Origin of the sequence: Natronosalvus amylolyticus (assembly GCF_024298845.1) — an archaeon.
GTDB classification, from domain to species: domain Archaea; phylum Halobacteriota; class Halobacteria; order Halobacteriales; family Natrialbaceae; genus Natronosalvus; species Natronosalvus amylolyticus.
In genome coordinates, this window is the sequence record NZ_CP101156.1 from 966595 (window position 1) to 988966 (window position 22372).

Annotated in this window: 15 protein-coding genes; 8 read left to right on the top strand and 7 right to left on the bottom strand. The window is 56.0% G+C overall.

Annotation, left to right across the window (positions count from 1 at the left end; all coding sequences use genetic code 11):
- Window positions 1-25 precede the first annotated feature (25 nt).
- The 4 genes from NLK60_RS04575 to NLK60_RS04590 all read left to right on the top strand — a co-directional run bounded on the left by NLK60_RS04575 (window position 26) and on the right by NLK60_RS04590 (window position 3445).
- Window positions 26-658 carry a hypothetical protein gene (locus NLK60_RS04575; RefSeq protein WP_254809711.1) on the top strand — a complete coding sequence of 211 codons (633 nt, stop codon included), beginning with the start codon at window positions 26-28 and terminating at the stop codon, window positions 656-658.
- 222 nt (window positions 659-880) lie between these two features.
- Window positions 881-1981 (top strand): DNA-methyltransferase, encoded by a 1101-nt coding sequence (locus NLK60_RS04580; RefSeq protein WP_254809712.1) that lies wholly within the window; start codon window positions 881-883, stop codon window positions 1979-1981.
- Window positions 1982-2163: 182 nt separating this feature from the next.
- Window positions 2164-2544 carry a cupin domain-containing protein gene (locus NLK60_RS04585; protein ID WP_254809713.1) on the top strand — a complete coding sequence of 127 codons (381 nt, stop codon included), beginning with the start codon at window positions 2164-2166 and terminating at the stop codon, window positions 2542-2544.
- 139 nt (window positions 2545-2683) lie between these two features.
- Window positions 2684-3445, top strand: coding sequence for a DUF4397 domain-containing protein (locus tag NLK60_RS04590; RefSeq protein WP_425499065.1), 762 nt, complete (start codon window positions 2684-2686; stop codon window positions 3443-3445).
- A gap of 104 nt (window positions 3446-3549) precedes the next feature.
- On the opposite strand, the gene NLK60_RS04595 is transcribed toward NLK60_RS04590, so the two are convergent.
- A complete protein-coding gene (locus tag NLK60_RS04595; protein WP_254809714.1) occupies window positions 3550-4038 on the bottom strand; it encodes a DUF7529 family protein in 489 nt (162 codons plus the stop codon).
- A 240-nt stretch (window positions 4039-4278) separates the two neighbouring features.
- Here NLK60_RS04595 and NLK60_RS04600 point away from each other — a divergent pair, with 240 nt between their 5' ends.
- Together NLK60_RS04600 and NLK60_RS04605 are read left to right on the top strand one after the other, a co-directional pair.
- Window positions 4279-5514: a TrkA C-terminal domain-containing protein gene (locus NLK60_RS04600; RefSeq protein ID WP_254809715.1), complete on the top strand. Its 1236-nt coding sequence runs from the start codon at window positions 4279-4281 to the stop codon at window positions 5512-5514.
- On the top strand, window positions 5511-6713 hold the full coding sequence (locus NLK60_RS04605) for a TrkA C-terminal domain-containing protein (protein WP_254809716.1): 1203 nt from the start codon (window positions 5511-5513) through the stop codon (window positions 6711-6713). The genes NLK60_RS04600 and NLK60_RS04605 overlap by 4 nt, the downstream gene beginning before the upstream one ends.
- Window positions 6714-6947: 234 nt before the next feature.
- Here the strand turns inward: NLK60_RS04605 and NLK60_RS04610 are convergent, their stop codons facing one another.
- The gene (locus tag NLK60_RS04610) at window positions 6948-7496 is read right to left on the bottom strand and encodes a DUF8170 family protein (RefSeq protein ID WP_254809717.1); all 549 of its coding nucleotides are present in this window, start codon (window positions 7494-7496) and stop codon (window positions 6948-6950) included.
- A gap of 141 nt (window positions 7497-7637) precedes the next feature.
- Here NLK60_RS04610 and NLK60_RS04615 point away from each other — a divergent pair, with 141 nt between their 5' ends.
- The gene (locus tag NLK60_RS04615; RefSeq protein ID WP_254809718.1) at window positions 7638-8084 is read left to right on the top strand and encodes a helix-turn-helix domain-containing protein; all 447 of its coding nucleotides are present in this window, start codon (window positions 7638-7640) and stop codon (window positions 8082-8084) included.
- Window positions 8085-8856: 772 nt separating this feature from the next.
- A complete protein-coding gene (locus NLK60_RS04620; RefSeq protein WP_343233728.1) occupies window positions 8857-9552 on the top strand; it encodes a tyrosine-type recombinase/integrase in 696 nt (231 codons plus the stop codon).
- Window positions 9553-10424: 872 nt separating this feature from the next.
- Here the strand turns inward: NLK60_RS04620 and NLK60_RS04625 are convergent.
- The 5 genes from NLK60_RS04625 to NLK60_RS04645 form a co-directional block, all read right to left on the bottom strand.
- A complete protein-coding gene (locus NLK60_RS04625) occupies window positions 10425-12062 on the bottom strand; it encodes an AAA family ATPase (protein ID WP_254809720.1) in 1638 nt (545 codons plus the stop codon).
- Entirely contained in the window at window positions 12055-13908 is a 1854-nt protein-coding gene (locus tag NLK60_RS04630; RefSeq protein ID WP_254809721.1) for a hypothetical protein, read from the bottom strand. Before NLK60_RS04630 ends, NLK60_RS04625 begins: the two co-directional genes overlap by 8 nt.
- A complete protein-coding gene (locus NLK60_RS04635) occupies window positions 13877-14968 on the bottom strand; it encodes a hypothetical protein (protein WP_254809722.1) in 1092 nt (363 codons plus the stop codon). The genes NLK60_RS04630 and NLK60_RS04635 overlap by 32 nt, the downstream gene beginning before the upstream one ends.
- 253 nt (window positions 14969-15221) lie before the next feature.
- Entirely contained in the window at window positions 15222-21683 is a 6462-nt protein-coding gene (locus NLK60_RS04640) for a sacsin N-terminal ATP-binding-like domain-containing protein (protein ID WP_254809723.1), read from the bottom strand.
- A 66-nt stretch (window positions 21684-21749) separates the two neighbouring features.
- Entirely contained in the window at window positions 21750-22361 is a 612-nt protein-coding gene (locus tag NLK60_RS04645; RefSeq protein ID WP_254809724.1) for a hypothetical protein, read from the bottom strand.
- Between the last annotated feature and the right edge of the window lie 11 nt (window positions 22362-22372).

The following is a 22372-nucleotide window of genomic DNA, read 5'->3' on the forward strand; positions in this document are numbered from 1 at the left end:
CCGTCGTGGTGTGGTGGTCGAAAATATGCCCGATGACGAACAACACGAATCGGAAACGCCACTCTCCGAGCGCCTCGTGAAGGGTGCAGTCGAAAAAGGAATGGAAACGCCGATGCGAGACCCGATTCTCGAGGCCGTCGAGGAAGCCGACGAAACGACCCCGCCGGCAAAACGCTGGATTCCGGCTGCCGGTGGACTGGTGAGTCTCGGAGCGCTCGCCGGCTACCTCGCCGGTCGAGCCAAACTCTTCGAGCGCACGACCGAAGCGAGCGTCGACATCGAAGCTGATGCCGACGTCGAACTCGAGTCGACGCCGGAGACGGCAGAGGAGACGGACGAGACAACGGACGCAGAGGAAGGTGGCCGGTCGCTCGCCAAACTGCTCGCCCTCGGTGGTGGCATCGTCGGGGCTGCCGTACTCTGGCGTCGCCGACAATCGGCGGACGACGAGTGGGAACCCATCGAAACCTTCGAACCGGCCGTCGATGCCGTCGACTCGAGCTTCGAGGGCGAGGAATCGAGGTCCGGCGAAACCGAAACGGACGCTGATTCACCGACGGAAGCGGAAGGTGTCGACCCCGACGATACTACAGCGACTGGCGAAACGGCAAACGACGAAGCGGAAACCACGCCCGGTGGGACCGACGAATCGAGCTAAGAACGTTTGCTCGAGAACTGCCTTTCATAGCTCACCTGTAAACTGCCTTTCATACACCACTCGAGCCGGTCGATAGCCCGCAACTATGGTAGTCAGCGAAAGTCCATGCACATCCTACCGCAAGACGCCATTGCGGTAGCTGTGGAAATCGTTTCACTACCTCCGACAGATACTGCCGACGGGTGAGAAGACCTAAGAGGGCGACGGCGACACTGTGAACTGATGGAGACGACCCACCGTGTCGTGATCGGAGACGCCCGCGACCTCTCGAGCGTCCCGGACGAGTCGGTCGAACTCGTGGTCACCTCGCCACCGTATCCGATGATCGAAATGTGGGACGACCTCTTCACCACCCTCGATCCGGCCATCGGTGACGCCCTCGAGGCAGGAGACGGGGCTGGAGCGTTCGACGCGATGCACGCCCAACTGGACCGCGTATGGGCCGAGATCGAGCGGGTGCTGGTCGATGGCGGCATTGCCTGTATCAACGTCGGCGACGCGACGCGGACGCTCGAGGAGAGCTTTCGTGTCTACCAGAACCACGCGCGAGTTATCGACGACCTCGAGGCACGTGGCTTCGAACCCCTTCCCGAGATTCTGTGGCGAAAGCCGGCCAACAGCGCGGCCAAGTTCATGGGAAGCGGAATGATCCCCCCGAACGCGTACGTGACACTCGAGCACGAGTACGTACTCGTCTTCCGTAAGGGAAAAACCAGTCGGTCGTTCCCCCCGGGAGCCGACGACCGGTACGAAGCCGCGTACTTCTGGGAGGAACGCAATCGGTGGTTCACCGACCTCTGGACGGATGTCACCGGAACACTACAAACACTCGAGAACGGGGGGACGAATGCGGACGATGCGAACCACGCGGCCACAGACACTCGAGGGGGCCTCCGGGAACGCTCGGCAGCCTACCCCCTCGAGATCCCCTACCGACTCCTCTGTATGTACTCCGCCTACGGCGACACCGTTCTCGACCCGTTCTGGGGGACTGGAACGACGTCGATTGCGGCGATGTGTGCCGGCCGAAATTCGATCGGTTGTGAACTCGAGGCGGGCTTTCGGGACGTGTTCGAGGACCGTCTCGCCGATCTACCAGCGCTCTCGAAATCGATCGCTGCTGGCCGGCTCGAGCGCCACCGGGCGTTCGTCGACCGACAGCGAGAGCGGCCGGACGGCACCAGTCTCGAGTACACGGCCGAACACTACGACGTGCCGGTCGTGACCTCGATGGAAACCGGGATCAAGCTGTACACGGTTGCCGACCTCGAGTCGACCGAAGGAGGGTATCGAGCCATCCATCGGCCGCTCGTGGCGGAATAATGATCTGCTTTGCTACTATATCCATACTACCATCGATTTATTTTCATAGTTGCTATGAAACTTGTACCTGATTTGGCACCATCACTATTGAAATCATAGTATGGGTGGCGTTGACGGCCCGACTCGACTCAGAACAGGACTCGGACCGTAACACCTGTGGGGTTTGTAGCGAATATCCTGCTATGGGATACCATACAATTTCCCCAACTAACATCGCGCCGTTCGATGCCCCCGGACGAGACTTTCGGTCGATCAGTGGCGCGCTCGACCTCGAGCACCTCGGACTCAACCACATCACGGCCGATCCCGGCGAACAGATCCCGATGCACTACCACGCACACGAGACACAGGAGGAGGCGTTTTACGTCATCGAGGGAACCTTGCACGTCGAGACACCCGATAGGGAGTACGTCGTCGAGGCAGGCTCGCTCTTCGTTGTCGAGCCAGGAAACTACCACCGCGGCTACAATCCGGACGCTGCGGACGAGTCGCTCGAGGTGCTCGCCGTCGGGGCACCGAGCGGAAAAGACGCGACGGTGTACGAATCCGAAAGTGAAGAATAGGACGAGCCATACCGGCTCACGTTCACCTTACACGGACACTCCGGAAGCGAAGAACGGTGTACATATTCCCTGACCGAGGAGAGTCAACTGTACTGACGCAGCTATTTATACGGGTTCCATCCTGCGATTCGTTCGTACCATGCCAGTATCCCGACGACAGACCATAACCGCTGCCGGTGGACTAGCAATGAGCAGCGGCACCGTTTTCGCGCGCGGCGAACACGACGACGACGAACGAGACGACACATACGACGACGAAGATGAGGCACCCGGCGAACACGAACCGGCGGCACCGATGACTGCCCTCCGAGTCGCTCACTTCTCCCCCGACGCACCCAACGTGGACGTCTACGTCGATGGTGAACGCGTCATCGCCGACCTCGCCTACGACTCGATCACGCCCTACCTCGAGATCACGCCGGGAACCTACACCGTGACGATCACGGCCGCTGGCGACGCTGACACAGTTGCGTTCGAAGGCGATCTGTGGCTCGGTCGTGCCTTCTACACGGTCGCCGCTATCGGGGAACTCGGTGCCGGGACGTTCAGACCACACGTCCTGATCGACGACGGCTCGGTACTCTTGCGAGCTGTCCACGCCGCTCCCGACGCGCCCGCGGTCGACATCTACGCAAACGACGGCGACAACCCGATTATCGAAGACGTCGCATTCGGCCAGTCGACTAACTACGTCGCAATCCCAGCAGCCTCGTACACGCTCGATATCCGCCCCGCCGGCGACCCAGATACGACCGTCGCCAGTTTCGACGTCGATCTCGATCGGGGGGTCGCCTACACCGGGTTCGCAATCGGCTATCTTGAGCCGGGCGACCGCGAAGACCGAGCGTTTACCCTGCGAGCAACGGTCGACGGCCCGATGGCGACACACCAGGCGGACTAATCCGGTCTGCGCACACTTTTCAGTGGCAATCACCAACCGGCTGGCGTGTGACGGCCAGGCCGACCCTTTCGTCAATCGTGTCCTGAACGGTCCGGGGGTCGCTATCAGCCTGCTTCCTCGTCCGTCGGCACGAATCGATCCGGTTCAACACAGGAGAGTACGAGCCGCTCGCCACCGAGCGTCCGCAGATGGAGATCCAGGTTTCCGTGTTCGTCCGCCCACTCGAGCATCGCATCGGCGTTCGACCGGTCGTAGTACGCAGGCAGTCCCAGCACCCGACCGGCAGCTTCGAAGCGGATGAACAGCCCAAGGAGAACGAGCTCGTCAGCAACGGAGGCGTAGACGTCGATCCCGTCAGGATCGGCGTCCTCGACCAGCCCCTCGAGGGTTTCGTAGGCGCTCTTTGGCAACAACACGCTCAACCCTGCGGAGCCCTCGTACGCACCTGGACCGAGCACGGTCACTGGACCGGGGTGTAAGGCCGTCCCGTCGTAGCCGTTTTCTTCGTACTCCGCAACCGTCGCGTCGATATCCGCGAGGAGCGGTTCCCAGTAGGGCTTTACTCGCATCGGCGTCTCGAGATTAGATGACATACGACGTGGTTACTCGAGTCCGGTGAAACGTCTTGTGGTCGGATTGGACTGTCGTTGTATAGTGGCCAGTGAAACGACTCACAGATCTACTGCGACGACATCTCGTGAAAAGGCGTACACTGACTTTCACTGGCCATTACAGACCGTTACTCGAATCAGCTATCGAATCGATGATCGCACTCGCGACGCTGATCCCTCGAGGGAGACGATATTTAGGGATCCAGTGTCTGTAGGTGCCTAATGAGTACGATACCCGTTACGGAGATTCTCGTCGGGATATACCTCGGATTATTGGCCGCTATCTTCCCCTCCTTCGTGGCGTTTTTGATCGGCTTCGTGTTCAAATATTTCACCAGCGTCACCGTGCCAGGGCTCGGTGTCGTTGCTCTCGGTGGTGCGCTCGCCGGCGTCTCCGGTGGACTGATGGGACTCATCGATCCGACCCTGGCTGAAAGCTGGACCGGGATTACGGCCGTCCTCGTCATCCTGATGGCGTGTCTGTGGGCACACAGTCAGGGAGATAAACTCGGTGAAGCCACGCCGCGTCACCTCACCCTCAAGACGCTCCGGGAGGCACGGTTGTCCACCGATATCGCCGACCGAGTCGATTCGTTCGGCCAGATTCGGATACGGCCGATCGGCGAGATCGAGGCCATCGATGGCTACCCCCCGCTGTCTGCTGAGGTCCGCGAGCGACTCAGTGGCGATTCCTGGAAGTTTCGGGTCGACCTCCCGATCAGCGAACTCGAGGCCCGCCTCGAGGAACGCCTTCGGACGGAGTACGAGCTCGTCGAGGCATCCGTCTCCATCGACGCCCAGGGTCGAGCACAGATCGCCGTGGCACCGATGATCGCCGGCCTGTCCCGACGCGTTCCGCCGGGCAAACGTGCAGTGTCGATACGGACCGCCCTCCCGACCGGCGTCGCTCGTGGAGACGTCGCCACACTTCATCTGCCGGAAGATACCGTCACTGGAACGGTCGTGAGTGCTCGATCGGCCGACGCTGTGGACACGGGCAATCAACCCATAGGCAACGTCGCTGAACCGCCCGACAACGCCGCCGATACCGATGTCGAATTCGAATCCACGCCGACCGCGTCGACGACCACCGGGGGTGAAGGATACGTTACACTGTTGTGCTCGCAGGCGGATGCCCGAGCCGTTATCCGAGCAGAGTTTGCGCCCATGGTCATTCACTCCCGGGGAAAACAGCGAGAATACGAAGCCATCGGCGTGCTCAAAGCCGACGGGAATCGTTTCCGAAAACTGACGATCGGGGCCGACAGCAATCTCGTTGGGGCGGCAATCGGAGACATACAGATCCGTGACACCTACGACGTTGCCATCCTCGCGCTTCGACGCCCGCTCGAGCGCGTGCTCTGTCCCGATGGCTCGACCACTTTGCAGGCAGGTGATGTCGTCCACGTGGTCGGAAAGCCGGATAGCCTCCGCACGTTCGAGGAGGTCACAGCATGAGTCTGCTGGCGTCCGTCCTGACCCATCCGCTCGTCGAAGCCGGCGTTCGTATCGGCGGGTTGTCGGTGCTAGCCGGATTCGTCACCGCGCTCGCAGCGTTCGTGTTTCGCGCCAAACTTCGGGTCTCGTTACCGGAAGGGGCCGCCCTCATCCTTGGCCTCGGAGCCGTCGCCATCTATCTCAATACGCGGCTGATCTTCGTTCAGTTCGTCGGCGATACCGGTGACCCGCTCGAGGCCAGCGAAGCGTTCCTCAACGTGGCCGTGTTCGTCGCCGCAGGCATCGCGTGTTACGGTGGCAGGTATGCGGGTGACAGGGCCGGTACCAGTGACCGGTTCAACTGGACGACGTTCCAACCCGACTTGAGCCCGCTCGTCCGAGCCACCGGGCGGTCGGTCACCGTCACACTGCCTGCGGATGTCGCCGATATCGACGGCTACGACGACGTTCCCGCAGAAACCAAAGCTAAATTGGCCGGCAAAACCATGGATTTCCCTCGCGGTATCACGATTGCGGCACTCGAGAGCCAGCTCACGAGTCGTCTCAAAGACGAACACGATATCGGGTACGTCGACGTCGACATCGACGTGGACGGCACCATCTCCTACCTGGCGGTCGGCAAGCGTGCAGCAGGTATCGGACCGACGGTCCCACCGGAGTACGTCGCAATTGCTGTCAGGGCCGATCCACCGTTCAGCGCCTCGCCCGGCGATACCGTCCAACTGTGGCGGACTGACGCCGTCGATGACCCGGAACGTGTCGGGACAGGAGAGTTCCGTGCCAGCGTCGACGACGTCGCGACGCTCATCCTGAACGAATCAACGGCTGCGACAGTGGACCCGGCAGGGTCGTATCGGCTGATGACGCTCGCCCCAGAATCACACCCTGACCGCGAGTTCGCGACGATGCTCCGGCGTGACGAAAAGACGATGAGCATCATCGAATGTACGGCCTCGAGCCCGTACGTGGGGCAATCGATTCGAGCCCTCGAGGTAGCCGTGATCGCGATTCAGGCTGGCGATGGCGGCCTCGAGTCTATCCCAACGGACGACCGGACAATTCGGGCGGGTGACCGCCTCTATACGATCGGGCAACCCGACACGCTGCGAAAGATCGAGTCAACGGCCGGGACGAGATTGCTCGAAGAACGCTCGACTGGCACCGTCGTCGAACAGACATCGGCCTCTAGTAGCCAGTGAAAGTCAGTGACACCCTATCGCAAATGGGCGTCGTGATAGGTGTGTGAATCGTTTCACTGGCTACGATAGTACCTTCCCAAATGTCGACCGGTGAGTGAAATCGAACCACACCGCATGATTTCACCCACAACTGCAGGTTTGGGAAGCCCCTAGTGAGCCATGAGTCGAACCGATGGCGGTCAGCAGGTTCGACACTCACATCGACGCGTGACCTCACCGGTTTTCGGCTTCCGATCAGGGAATCGACTCGATTGCCGTCTCGAGGTCCTCGTCGTCAGTCCATCTGCAAGTTCGGTCGGCGTTTTCGAGTAACTGCAAGTGTGAGGCGGCCATACCGTTGTCGTAGTGACCGCGGTTTGCCGTCTCACTCCCGTAGTCGCGTTTACAGACCCACACCTTCTCCCGGATGTCCTCGTGGAACAGGTAGCCGAGCTCCCAGACGTACCCACCCGCGTAATCTTCGATCACCGCCACGATGTGCGTCGCTTTCGCACACAGGTTCTCGTAGGCGGCCGCCCAGAGGGCAAGTTCGTCCGGCGAAAGGTCGAAATCCTCGAGTCTGAACGCAGTCGCGTTCGATCGAGACCCGAGTTGGTCGTAAACGCGCATCCGTCGGTCCGCACGCTTCGTCTCCCCACCGTCGCCGAGTACCAGATACCGACGATCACTGTAGGCGAGTTCCCGGAACCGCTCACCGTGGAGCAACGTCTTCAGGCGTTCGTGTTCCTCGAACGAAAACGCCAGTCCGTCGACGTCTATCTTCGATTCCGTCGTCTCGTCCATCGCGTCACCGTTCGCACACCGACTAATTGAACCTGATGGTGACCGGCTCGAGACGCGTAGCAATTACTGTCGTCATTACTTGTGTAACTACTGGCCTCAAAAATCCGTATACTTATGCAAGTGGACGACGTATCATCGCATATGCACCCACCAGGCCACCAAAACGAGAGTGGCGGCCGCTGGCACCTCCTTCAGGCGGTGACCGTCACGAGTCGAGCCAACATCATCGCCGACATCGTTGGCCATCCCCAGGGCGCACCCAGCGTCGACGAACTCGACAAGACCAATCCGAGCCTCGAGAAAGACACCATCAGAGGCCACCTCGCCGTCCTCAAAGAGGTCGGCGTCGTCTCCGAACTCACGATTCCAGCCGGCGAACGAACTCGAGGCTATCCCTACAAGTTCTATCAACTCACCCAACGGGCTCGAGACCTGTTCGACGAAAACGACCTCTTTCCCGAGGACGCCTGGCAACGACAGTACGAGCGACTGACCAAAGACGCCCGCATGCGCGAACTCGAGGAGATGCCACGCCCGACACCGGACCCCAAAACACGCGACGGAAGCGACGAGCTAACCGCTGATTGAGGTTGGGACTTACAGGCTGATTGAGGTTGGGACTTACAGGCTGATTGAGGTTGGGACTTACAGGCTGATTGAGGTTGGGACTTACAGGCTGATTGAGGTTGGGACTTACAGGCTGATTGAGGTTGGGCCAGATTTGAACCTCGCCAAGACGTTCCGGGTCGCTCACTCCGTTCGCTTCCCGGGCTGCGACTCGTCTGGTTCAAATCTGCCCAACGTAACGGATTTGCGCCTCACGAGTTTGTTCGGCGCAAACTGAGTGGGTTGGGGCAGATTTGAACTGCTTGAAGGAACGCGAAATAAACCGCCTTTCGCGCTCCTTCTAACGTTCGACGTTCGCTCGCTCCGCTCGCTGCACGTCTCACTGCCGACTTTTCGTTCCGCTCTCGGTTCCTGCCTGCTCGCTACGCTGCGCGGGCGGGCCTTCCGACTACGGGTGAAGGTGCCACAGAAACAATGGCTGAGATCACCAGCAATCGCTTGCTTCGCACTTCCAGGCACGGAGTCAGAAAGCATGCCAACAGTACCCGAAGCTATCGAAGCGTACCTGAACGAACGCGAAACCGAACTCTCGGATTCATCCATTCAGAACCACCGCTACCAGCTGAAAAGATTCAAAGAATGGTCTGGGGGTGCCGGCGAGCTTGCAGACATTGGGGACGTCGAACCGATCGATCTCTCACGATTTCGCCGCGCTCGTAGCAGCGACATTAATTCAAACACGATGTACAACCAACTCTGCGTTGTGCGCCTATTCCTTAGATTTTGTCACCGCATGGGGTGGTGTACGGAACAGGTTCCGGAGGCAATAGTGCTGCCAACTCGGGACGGAGTAGCACGCGACTCGGCGATTGATCCAGACCGTGTCGCATCTATCCTTGATGATTTAGAACGTTATCATTACGCATCAATCGACCACGTTCTCTTAGCACTCATCTGGACGTGTTCAATGCGAATCTCTGGGGTGCGAACGCTGGACGTCAAGGACGTACATCACTTAGATCGATGGTGCAATGTTGCCCACCGACCGGATACCGGGACTCCACTCAAAAATAAGGAGAAGAGTGAACGAGAAGTGAATCTACACGGATGGGTCGCGGATATACTCAACGCGTGGATCAACGATCGTCGCCCCGACGTAACCGACCCACATGGCCGGGAACCCCTACTCGGATCGAATCACGGTCGTCTTGCCCGCTCATCAATCCGGCGCAGAATCTACGCACTAACGGCGTGCGGTGGGATTGATGACGGGTGCACGTGCGAAGCTAAGCGCAACAGTAAGTGCAACGAGTCGGTATCACCGCATGACATCCGCCGCTCTTCAATTAGCGCGTGGCTTGACAACGGCGTAGACCCGTCGCTTCTATCTCAACGAGTAGATACTTCTCAGGAAACGATGGAACAGCATTACGACATCCGATCCCCATCGCAGAAGCGAAAGTTACGAAGGGACGCGTTCGATATGTAGGCACCGGACATGACCATAGCGTGCGGTGGTTTCGCTGAGCAAGTTACAATCCTTCCGCCACAACGGTTTCAGGCCATTCCGGGCGCGAATAATATATCTCCTTGATTCGTGAGATCGTACAAAGGGCCATCTCTGAAACAGTGCTCGAAACTCCCGCGTCGGGCAAAATATCCACCAAATGCTTGGTCCGAGGGTTCCCAATCATCTTCTGAGCTCGACTTGCTGCCCGCTTCGGCTGACGGTTCAATCACTTATACGAGAGGCTGTGACAAGAAGGTTCGTGCCGGCCCGTACGGGCCGCTGTAGTGCTTGTCACGCATGTCGGTACAAGACTGGGGTTGCCAGTAGCGCCCGCTTCTGACGGCTTTGCTCGATTGTGACCAGTGCTTACCGGCCATGTGTGTCCGCTACTGGCCTTCGATTGTGCTCCCACCTCTTCTTCGAGTTCCCGTTTGAATTCGGTGACTTCAGCTTCTAACTTGTCTTCGTCTACCTGTTCCGGTATAGTGTCCTAAGCGCTGTGCCTTTTTGCGCCCGCTTTGGCGGTCACGAGAGTGCGAACCTGAAACCACACGCGGACGCCATTCACGGTGCGTGCGGGCTCTCGTGGCCGTCTTGCGGACCCCTGACGTCTCGGACCTTCGCTTGTATTGCCACCGACTCCCCCGTACCATTTAAAAATAATGCGCTGTGCAGGGTTTTGCGATACAGTCATTGAGCCTGTCCGCTGTCCCGTGGGGTCCGCTGGTTCAAACCCGTTCTTGCAGATCTGTTAGTTGCCGGGCTCTTACCTCACTAGGAGCTGTACTCTCACAGTATACCTGCCGGTGACGAGTGGGGAGCGTTTTCCAAGCGCCGTATTTCCTCCCGAATTATTCAGATATGTCCAGATGCTCGGCTGACAGATACGACTGATCAGTCTTGTTCTGTCCGTAGATAAGCAGATTTTGCTCATTCCACTGTAGCAGTTGCTCATGAATGGTTTCTAGTACTGTATCTGCAAGACTAGTATGACCTACAGCACATGTCACTGAGGGAAGGTCAGACAGGTAAAGACAAAGAGACGTACTTGGTTTGTGGTGAAAGACTGTAACTACTCGATCGCGGGTTTCAGTTGGTGTTGGTCCAATCAATTGATTTGACGGGACTGTTCGAACCACAAACTCATCATCGGAGCCATCGACATACTGTTTCCAAGCAGAGGTTATTGACTGAATGTCTTCATCTGTTATTGGGGCTTTGAGTTGAACAAGTTGGCCGTTTCCGTGGAGTTGAACCGAATCAGTCGCCTCCGTGACGATCGATTCTTCGGTAAATGAGGGCCCCTGTGGCTGGATATTTCGCTCTGTGATCCGGTCATGGATGGTTGATGGCGTCAGTTGTGAGAACTCGTTATGTTGTTTGGCTTGTAGATGAGTGACTGCTGTCACGATGGTATCCTCAATATCTGCTCCAGTATAACCGTCTGTTTCTGTAGCAAGGTTTTCCAAGAAGCCTGAATTCAGTGGATCCGTCACCGCTTCTCGAATCTTAGCGTCGAGACGCCCATTCGAACTTGTTCGGATCTGTTCAAAGTAATGGTGGAAAATAGCCATTCGCTCCTGTGTGTCGGGGCGGGAAAACGTGATTGGCTGATTTCCTAATCGACCTGGCCGAAGCAATGCGGGATCAAGAACTTCCGCCAAATTTGTCGATGCGACAACCTTCGGTGTATCTTCTTTTTTTGCGTCAATCCCATCAAGTAACACCAGCAATTGAGCAACTAACTGAGCGCTGTGTTCTTGAGTTGATTCACTTCGACTTCGAGCAATCGCATCAATCTCATCAATATAGAGTACTTGCGACGTGCTCCCACGAGCTTCTTGGAACTGCTTGCGGAGTAATCGCTCTGATTCACCGACCCACTTACTGAGAATTTCAGGCCCCGAAATCGTGACAGGTAGCCCTCCGAACAGCTCCTCGCACGTCTCTATAACCAGTTCTGTTTTCCCGGTTCCCGGCGGGCCTTCAAGTAAAATCCCGGATCGATTTGAAAGCCCCCAGTCACTATTGTCCGTCTGTAGAAATCGTCGTAATTGCTGTTTTTGAACATCTAAACCTGCAACACGGTTCACTGGTACCGAGTGATTCGATTGATCGAACGCTTCTGCGAGTTCGGCCCCTGTAACAGTAAGTTGTGTCCCAATAATCGAGGTGTCCGTCTCAGCGGGAAGTTCTACTACAAATTCAACTTCTTCTGACTCTGAAGACGTCTCATCAGCGAGATTGAAAGTATAGCGACACCATTCCCTGTGATGCAATTGTCCATTCGACGGGTCTATTTGGACTCTATGTTGAGTTTTACCATTACCGCTGGTATCTCCCAACTCGAACCGATACTCCCTGCTACCCGTACTTCCGGTAGTGAGTCCTGCGCTTCGAATCCGTTCACCGGACTCCTGAATGGCCATTCGACCTCCATCAACCGAGCAAAGCCGAGACCAGTCTGTGATGTCTGATTGATCAGTCATTATCGTACAACACCTCGATAATCTGAGCCCCGCTTCGGACACTTGTACAACGCCCATCTGCCAACACTGGCACACACAACTCCGCCGTAACACCTTCTAAATGGTCATCCTCGGACTCAACAAGTTGTTTCAGAAGACGCGCTTGCCGCTCACCCCGATACAATAACCGTGGAGGAACGACAAGAAGTATTGTGTCAACCGCACCTCCAGTCTCATATTTCTCAATCGATTCTACGAGCTTCCGATGTTGAAACGCTCCCTCCCTGAACCCAGTCTCGAATTCAATAGCAATTGGTAACTTATACTCTCCGTCCGGTGTGAACGTCTCCATAGCCTGCGAAACCCAGGGCCTATCCTCATTCAAATGAATGTCCACGATAACGGATGCTTCTTCAGGATCAGTACCATCCAATGGCAATTCAGTCTTCAGCAGGTCCTCACCGCGAAGAAACTGTTGTACAAACGTGTTGAATGGTGTCTCTCGGTCGGTCGCGGCGATCCATAGTTGCCGTGCGATTCCTTCGGTGAGTAATCCTTTCCAATTATAGTGGCGACTGCTCTCTTCGCCGTAGGATTGTCGTTCAGTCAAAGCGACTTGCGCCCAGTGTTCACTGCGGAGCAGATTCGAAAATGCTGTATCAGCTTGGGCGATTGTCTCCCACTCCGGGACTCGGTCAAATCCGAAATACTGCGCGACACGCGCATCAAACACATCGGTGTCAGTAACACGAGGACGTGCAATTGTGACTGGTGCAGTTCGAAGTTTTTCGAGCGCCCCAGTCTCTTCTTCAGACTCAGTCCCCGGTGACGAAGCCTCAGCGATGTAGTCAACTAACGTGGAAAAAAACTGGGACCGGCGGAATGTCCCTTCCCACTCGGATGGGAGGTTAACCACGACGTAGCCTAACCCGCCCGAATAGAGCGTATCTGCTAATTGGACGAGGGTCGGAACAATATCGATGCCCCCCTGTTCAATCATCGGCCGGTCACCGCTGACCGATGGTGACCAGTCCCCTTCAGTCAGATCCAACGTAACTATCCGGCCACCGACGACAGGAACCTGTGGCTCGTTCGCAACGAACTCAACCGGTTCAACAGTTGGTTCGCCACCCTCAAGTTCTGCATACGCGTCCCGGAGACACCGTTGTAAAAACTGAAACGAGGGAACTCCCTCTTCAGCACAGTGTAGGATTAGCGTTGGACGGTTCATCCCGTACGGTAACCCACCACTCCACCCGAATACCGGATCAATCTCTTCAACTTCGTCCAAAAGTGCTTGCCCACCTTGAACACGAGCTTGGGACAACGTAGTTGACGGCCTAGTTTCCCTCGAAATTACATCCGGTTTTCGAGTAACAGTAAGCGACTGTGGATCAAGATACGTTTGTCCTCGTTGTTCCTTACGACCTGTTTCCGGTTGGACCTCTCTACTGGTTCGTTCCGTGATTCGACGAACTTCAAGTGAATGAGGCGCAATTTCACTACCCTCAGCAGATATGCTAGACGTGGGATGTACTGGTTCGGATACTGTCTCTGGTTCGGGACGCACGGAAAGCACCGCATTTCCGGTACCTTTGGGTGGAGCTACTTGAATTGATAAACTCGGAGACTTTGAATCAGAAATGGTCTCTTCTGATTTAGTTACGGATAACTGAACCGTTTCTTCAACAGTTAATGGACCCTCCTCGTCTGATCCACTTTCTGCTTCGTCATCAAATGCCGGTGCATTCGCTTTTGAACCGCTCACGAATTCGGACGACTCTGCTTCACTCTGGTCTGAACCGGTTCCCTGTCGCTCCTTCCGATCACCTGTATTAGTCATCGTTGGCAGGATGGCCGTGTTCATCAAGTACCTCAGCAATCTGCTGCCGTTCCTGACTACTACCGTACTTTTTTTGATCTTCAAAAACCACAGCCTCGCTGTCAATTCGGAGTGGCATTCGGAAGGCGTATTCGGCAAACCGATAGATTTCTGCTTCAGAAAGTGACTTGGTGTTTCCCGCTCCTCTGAGCCATCGTTGCTCGCCCGACATTCGAGACGTACTTGACGCCCATGACCGGTAGAACGCGTACTGCAAATCCGTGAGTGCATCCTTATCATTTGAAACTTCAATCTCCAAGTCAAACGGTGGTTCTATCTGTAACAACGCGGTCAAGGGATCATAATACGCGTCATTATATGCGTGAGCATCATCATCCCCGGAATTAAACACAGATAGTTCAGTAAGTCGTTGAACTTGGTTTCTGTCAAGCGCTTCTTCGGTAAGTTGTCGTTTGATGTTTGTGTTCACCCGAAGCAAACCCGTTATTTCTGGGGCAGCTGGGGGACATAGATTCAGCATTCGTTCAAACCACGACTCGAAAGCCTCACTTGTGGCGATACGTCCCGCTTCAGGAACCACAAAAAGCTTGTCTGGCAACTCAAACTCCGAAGAATCGCTCTCAGCTGTTGAGGAAGCTTCTGCAACGTCAGTATCAAGAGCAGACGACAACTGCTCTTCAAGAGAAAGAAACGCATCCAACCCTTCACTCACTTCCTGTGCCCCTGTGAGTGAGATATCGTCAATTAGGGTCGAATCAAGTGGATACTGTTCGAACTGCTTAAGCGACCCTGCCTTGATGGTGAGTGAATCCAGCAATTCACTCGTTACCGTCCACTCGAAATCAAGTAACCACCAGGGCAACCGCGATTCATTTTCATCAACATATCCAATCAGATCCCCATGCTCATCCACAACCTCCTCATACGTTCGATTATTAACCCCGACCGTTGTAGTCATCGCCTCTTCCACACGTCGTTCAAACTCTCTTCCCGACGGAAGCCCATTCAACTTGACAACCAACTCTGTCAGTTGCTCATCAGTCAGCCAATCAAATAATTCAGCCGAACCAGAAGTAATTGCCATACTACCTAATCACAAACTAGACGTTTAAAAATTAGCTAGCAGAGTTCACTATTGCCGTGTGTGTATTTTGTAGTAGATGGATTTGACGTTCTGGTCAGTGAGACACTTAGATAGCATGGTAAGTGGACATGTATTCGGTATGGTTGTATACCGCTGTTACCGTGAAATAACGCCGGTGTCACTCACTGAGAACGTGTTTCAGTGCGAGCTCATTTAATTAACACCAGACGTCTGAGTGAGATTTTCCGAGATGTCACTCAAAGATGCGCTCGATATACATTTCACCGCCCGCAACTGCATCAGCGGGGATCGTTGCAGAACCATTTGTTCGGACCTCCGAGCCGAGACCACCTAACGCTGCACCCGGTGGGTTCTCTTCGTTCAGGATAATCTCATCCACGATTTGTGTCTCTTGCAACCATTCTTCGGACTCAATTCCAGGGGTCGCAAATAACCGGATTACGTACTGGTATCCGGCAGAGACAAACGCCCGGGCTTGCCGTAGTTGGTTAGTCGAAAAACGGAAACTAACAGACTCAGACTCCGACGACAGGCCTGCAGCTTTCACTTCGACTGGCGCGATATCCAGCGTCGGAGTACTGTTCTGATCCTGTGTTGCAGCGGGTCCAAACGGATCGATGAAATCGAAGCCGAGTCCATATTCTTGGGTCGCGTTGAGAATTTGCACGAACGGATCTTCCCACAGGTTACTGTCTCCATCCGTGAACCGATCCAAGGATTGGTAGTCCTTCGCGGAAAACTCGTGCTTTAAATACCGTTTCAGAGATCCATTCCAACGGTTCTTGGTGTGCCACTTGTATCCCGCGCTGTCTTGATCAGCTTCGAGCTCCGCAAGTTCGGTCATCAACCAATCGAAGTCGTTTCTCTCTTCGTCTAACCATCGACCGAGTCGCTGCAGAATATGGATGACTGCAGCTGCTTCAGCACGTTCTCCACGTTCGCCGTAAATCCGGGGTGAGTTCCCGTCACCGTTCTCGCTACCGGATCCCCCACCGAACGTTGCTACAGTCGTGCGGCCTTGACCAAAAACCAGCCCGTTGCTTAGATCAAGACCACCATCGAGTTGAGATTGAACCTGTTGAAACACGTTTTGCTGCTTTGTTCGAGAGTCTACCTGTGAGGCTGGGACCTCCCCGTTGAGAATGAAGTCCCTGAGAGCAACTGCGACATCTTCTTTCCGACCCCCTGGGGCGTGCTCGCTCACAGTCTCAATGAGTGGTGTGAGTACTCGATCCCCGAAGGTTTCCTGCGGTGCGACGTCGAACCACCGATCAGCAGGCGAAAAATCAGCACCTGATAGATTTGCCGTTGCTTCCGGTGTATCTTCCCAGGCGATTGAATCATCTGTCTCGATGGACGGGAGTACGTCTTCAAGCGCTGCAATCGATGCCAAGTCGGCGTCTTCCCGCTCGTCACGAAGGATGCAGAACTGCTCGACTCTGGCACACCAGCGAGCATGGTGGGACGGAATCCACTGCTCTGTGATGAGTCGTGAATTCGCAGCAACCCACTGGATGAACGAAGTTACGTCACCATCGTGTACTGCCAGTGCGTGCGACCAATTGACCCACTGCTCGTGAGCGGTGTTTTGCTCTGCGATAACGGTCTCGAACAGTGGAGTAGCAGTGTCGCTCCCCAGTTCCGATGGTAACCGGGTCCCGGCCTCGGACAACAGGTCAAACGCCTCTGCCACCTGCGGGGACTGGGGTTCAGGCGTCTCTTCAGCGTCAGTCCCGGGCTGGAACTGACTGCGGACCCATGGGATCGTGCCGGAATCCGTATCAGCTAAATTCGACCGGATCCGCTCCACGTTATTTGGGGTGTCCCCGCCGAGCGCCTCGATTAACTCGTACAGAGCTTCGATGTCACGGAGAAGTTCCCGTTGGTCTTGCACGCCTAGCGCTGTCCGAACCAGGTCGAGGTCGTGCCCGCGTTGCTCCCACTCCCGTTCTAATTTCTCTGGACTCGGCAACGACGGCCTCAGTGCAGGCTGGATCTCCTCGTATCGACCCGGCATCTCGAATAGGAACGCGATACCAGCGGCAGTCGCTTCAACGATTTCCTGTGAATCACTGTCCCATATCTTGTCGTCGTCGTCGTTCAAGACGATACCCAGCGGTGCATCATCGTCATCCGAGACTCGATACAGCCGAGACCGAGTGTCGAAGAAGTCATCTGTTTGTTCCTCGTGCAGTGGCGCACAAGCGAGATTGTCGATCGCAGTCTGGAATGTGTCTCTCGACTCACGGATTGTATCGGGATTCGATCGATTCAGCGTTGCTAGAATCCATTCTGTTCGCCGCTCTAATTCCTGTTTCACTGGCTGCACCCCGTCTTCGGACAACCCGTCCAACTCATCAGCCTGTAGAATCGGCTGGTCAACGTCCAGCGACGAGATCCCTAACGCATCCGCTAACGGCGTGAGACCACCACGAGTCGGTGGTTTCAACAGATACAAATCCAAGTTGTTTCTGGCCTCTTGTTTCTCCCACTGACGAAGCGACCGCTGCGTATGGTACTTGAACTCCAGTTCAGTATTGCCATCACCCTGTATTTGCTCAATCGGAACAGCACACCACTCCTTGTTCCGGAACCGGAGCGGAAGATGCGTCAGTAACTCAGACTCCAAGACGCTTGGCACGTGTTCCACAGGATCAGCTAACGACTGCAGAATCGGATTCAACAACTCAGTGTACACGTACATCCACGCCGATTCCACACCATCAGTCCGCATTCGAACACGGTGCACATCATCGAGCGAGTCCTCTGTAGCCAGCACTTCTTGGAGCTTCTGGAGCCTGTCTGCCGCTTGAATCGCGGTTAGCTCGTCAATCGGTTCGACGCCGAAGCTTGATAGCAGGTCGTCGGATACCTGCTGGTCTGGTTCCGAGTCACTCGGGACTGTCGGGAGAAGCTGTGTGACTTCACCGCGACCACCATCTTGGACAGCCCACCGCAACCGCACAGCGTCTTCTCCCCACGATTCGTCTACCCACCCCGAGAACTGATCATCGAACACTGGGTCCCAACACGCTGCGTTTCGAAGCTGCCAGTTGAAGACCGTCGGCACTGTTTCGGACCACGGCCGCTGAATGTGGTTAGTCCCACCGTCACAATACCATCCGGTTTCCAGCACAGTTTCTCGCAACGTGTCCTCGTGTCGCTCTAACCACTGAATGAGCCCAGCTGGATCAGCAGTCACCCGCTGCAGATCCGTGCTCCACACCCACGAACTAATACGCGCCCCGTACCCTCGATCGGCAGTATACGGCCGGCCGTGACAGTGGCTACTCGTGTGCTTCCCGGTCTGGACTGAATGATTCCCAAACCCTGTGACGAACGAGAGGTACGCTGGAGAATCAAGGTCCTGGCCGTCCTCTATAAGCTCTCGCTGTAGGGTTGCCACATCCGACCGGTACGGATCTGACTCAGGAAGCTCCCATTCGCGTGGGTCCCACGACGCTTTCGTCACACCGTCGTTCGGTTTTCGTAATCCAGGCCCGTGATGACACAGAGCGCTCACGTTCGGCGTGACGCCAACACCAAAGAGGGACAGTGTCCTCGCAAGCCCCCTGGCTGCAGTCACCGGATCCGTGGTCTCCATCTGCGCGTACACTGGGCCCCAGACCGGTTCGAACGGCCCAGGGAGTGTCGTCTCCCCGACTCCAAGCGAGGCTCCCAAAGGCTCAGAAACGACGGTTGACCGGGAACTATCCTCGCTCCGGGTAAGCACCGAATCAAGACTCAAGGCCGGATTCTGTAGCACATCGGTCTCATAGTCCTCCAGTTCCTCGTTCAGGAACGGCCGCCACTGAGGGCCGAACTCACAGGCACCTAACGGCACTTCCGCTCGCTCCGTCTCCGATGGCGATGGCCATGTGAGCGACGCTTGTCGAAGCCGGAATCGCGTCCGCAACCGGCCGTATTCTCTGTTTTTCAACACGGTCTCTAACAACTCGTGCGCGACGTAGCCATCGGGAAGCGTGTTCAGGTCTGCAGCGGTGAAATCATCGACACGCTCCGCGAGAAACTGAAGCGCAGTGGGAGATACACGATTATTCTGTTCATGCTCGAAACTTGCGACGAGCGACCGGAAATATTCCTGCCGGTCAGTCTGATACTTCCGAATCCCCCAGGACTCACCAGCCTCATTGAGTAACGTGTTAATCCGGTCATCGGTCTCATCAAGTTCAGCGAGGAAGAACACAGTGAACTGTCCGTCCTCCGGCGGAGCAATGACGTCTGTCGCGTCACTCGGGACATTCCACAGAATCGTTCGGGACAGCGGTTGCCGTCGATCCCCTTCCGACCGAACATCTTGATTCTCGATCTGCAGCAACACCCTCTTTTCAGACATCTCACCAACAGTCTCCGACTCCTCCCCGGCTCCTGATTGCTTCAGTTGACACGGTAAGAGATACACACCGTCCAGCGTACGCTGATATTCCTCTCCAAGTAATTCGCTGATCTCTGAACCGGATACCGGCTCGAAATACCGAGCTGTTACCCGAAGCACCGCGTCAGCAGGATCAGCCGCACACTGCACCCCAGACTCACCATCACCGGCATGGTCACTCCGCGCGAGCGCCTCAGAAACCAACTCAAACCACCGACCTCGTAACCGCGTCGTTACAGTCGCCTTGTTCTCGTCAGTCACACGAAGTAAACTCTCAATACGACTCACTAACCGGTCGCCCGACGCGGTCCGAAGCTGGGACAACCCCCAGATTCGATCCACAGCCGGCACCGCAACTGGCACGCATTCTTCGCCAGCACTCCCGAAGGGACGGTCGCCCATTTTCAATGCCGCCGCTCCTGTCACTGGTAACTGATCACTCAACAGGTACATCGCACGCACTCCGTCCCACCCATCGCTCAACCAATCTAACAACAACGAATCCGTAGCCCCGGGCCCGTCTGTCTCAGATTGAATCTGCGCCGGAGCCGCAGAACTCCCACCGGCAATCGGGATACAGTCTGTCTCCCACACCCTATCTAACAGCTGCTGTCGAAGGTACCCGAGCAACTCATCAGCTTCGGTCGGTCGCGCCTCCGGTTCCCACTCGCCTTCCTGTGACTGGTTCGGCAGCAACACCCACGGATACAGACTCAACCAGTTATGCGTCGGTTCGGTGACCGCCGCTGTCTGCTCGGCAACGCGCCCGACAACCTCCGTCGCCTCCTCAAGTACACGGCGATTATAATCCACGTAGCGCTGGGACACGTCCTTGATATTCTGTCGATTTGGCGTCACTGAAAACTCGCCGTGCAGCGAAAACGATAACCCGGGATCCCGCTGACTAATCGGGTAATACAGGTACAACGGGTAATCTTTCAACGAATGCGGCTCTCTGTCCCCAAACTGCCTCGTCTCCACAATGGGCCACTCGTCACTCGGACGCGGAACCAAGACCCGCGTCCCGTGATCTCGCTCACTAGCTGGTAACCGGAACCCATCGAACACGTGGGCCGCCTCCTTCTCGCCTGCCCCATCCCGATTAACCTGAGTGACCTGCCACTCAGTATGCTGCACGGACTCACCGCTCAGCACACCGGGTTCGGGTTCTATATTCCACGAAATGTGCTCGTCGATCTCGTTGTCCGAGACACGGACTGCGTTCACCTCGTCGATCGTGCCGAAATGAACTAGCGTCTCCGGATCGAGCGATCCGGACCGCGTCCCGTCCACGTACCACCAGACACGTTCCGGAGACGTTGTGGCAATCCCGGATTCCTCAACAGCATCATCCGGTAACTCATTCACCGCGTCCACGCCGTAGAGTTCCGTCACGATCTCCCGCCAATTCTCGTCCGCAAACTCGACGAACACCGCAGTCGAAAACTCCCCACCGTACTCCGCCACGGTATCATTCGGGGCCGCCACTCGGTCATCCCCGTGGACTAAATAGTCGGCAAGACCAGCAAGTTCACTTCGTCGTGCCGACAGCGACAACGGGATCGGATACGCGAACAGAAACAGCTGCATCAACGCCCGCCGGTTATCCACACTCAAATCGGCCGGGGATTTCCCATCCTGGTTCCGACTCAAATCAAGATCAACCGGGAACACATCAGTGTTGAACTCCTCACTCAGCCCGTCCACGCCGTGATCGTACCCAATCGAATTCAAAATCGTAGCCAGCAGATACGCCTTCGAAAACCGGACGCGAAGCGCCTGCTGCTCACCCGACGCGTCAGGTGTCTCCGTCCACACTTCGAACGACTCCCCTTTCCCGAGGATCGACTTGAGACCGATCCCCATCTTCCCAATTTCATCAGGCGTGTCCTTGGATGTCTTCCCGATACCGGTCGCCGCCTCCTCGACCGACCGGTTGTGGAAGTTAAAACTCCGCCCATTGTTTGCAATGAGCAGCCCCTCATCCGTCACGGCGATAAACACCTGTCCATCATCCGCATACTGCGCTTCGTCCCGTGCGTTCTGTAGTAACTCCAGAATCTCCCGATTCGGATGATCCTCCGCAATCGTCCGCTCCGATTGTCCTAACGACGTATCCTTCCGAAATGCACTCCGCAAATTCGGCTGCCCGTCAAGCACCTCAAGCGAATCATCCTGCAGATCAGCGACCAAATCCTCCCAATACCCTGCCCAGTGAGTCCGCAATCCCTCGTTCGTCCTCGGATTCTTTCCCAACGAATCGAACGTCCCGTCCATCCCTTCAGACGTATCAGGCATACCTCATTAGTGTGCTGTTGCCTGGCTTACTAGGTGTCCTTCTCCCGTGAGACTTTGGTGTAGGATCTACCTCGTTACCAGGTCTATCGATTGAACTGGTTTTCCACCTTCCCCGTCCCGTATTTTGAGTGGATACTCGTATGTCTGCCCCTCTACGTACTCGTCAGAGTACACTAACAGGACAATCGAAAAACGGTACACAGACACGTTATCTGCCCGGAGGATGTTTTTCTCTGGATCGTACTCCTGCTCCGCGCAGGGGATGTCTCGCAGTTCGACACGGATGTCGTCTGGTACATCGAATTGAATAGCGAAGTCGTCCAGTCGTTCAGAGATTGTAACACCGCCTCGAAGCTCGCATTCGCCAGATCGGAGTATCGCTTCTCCCCGGCTTTCGGCGACCTTATCTGGTTCTTTCTCCCCCTCGACAGTGGCGATTGGAGTTAAATCAATTTGAATCCCGAACGGGCGATACGCTAAATAGTATCCGATGACAGGGACTACGTACATCCCAGCTGCGGAGACAGCGACTGGTGTGGAACTAAGGACTGACGATGCAATCCAGAGGACTGTCCCGAGTATCCCGCTCCCCCAAGCGAGTATCGATGATTTGTACTCAGACAGAAACGGGCGGAATTCAGCACGCAGATGAGCGATACTGAGAAAATCACCTGCCATATTTAGTAGAG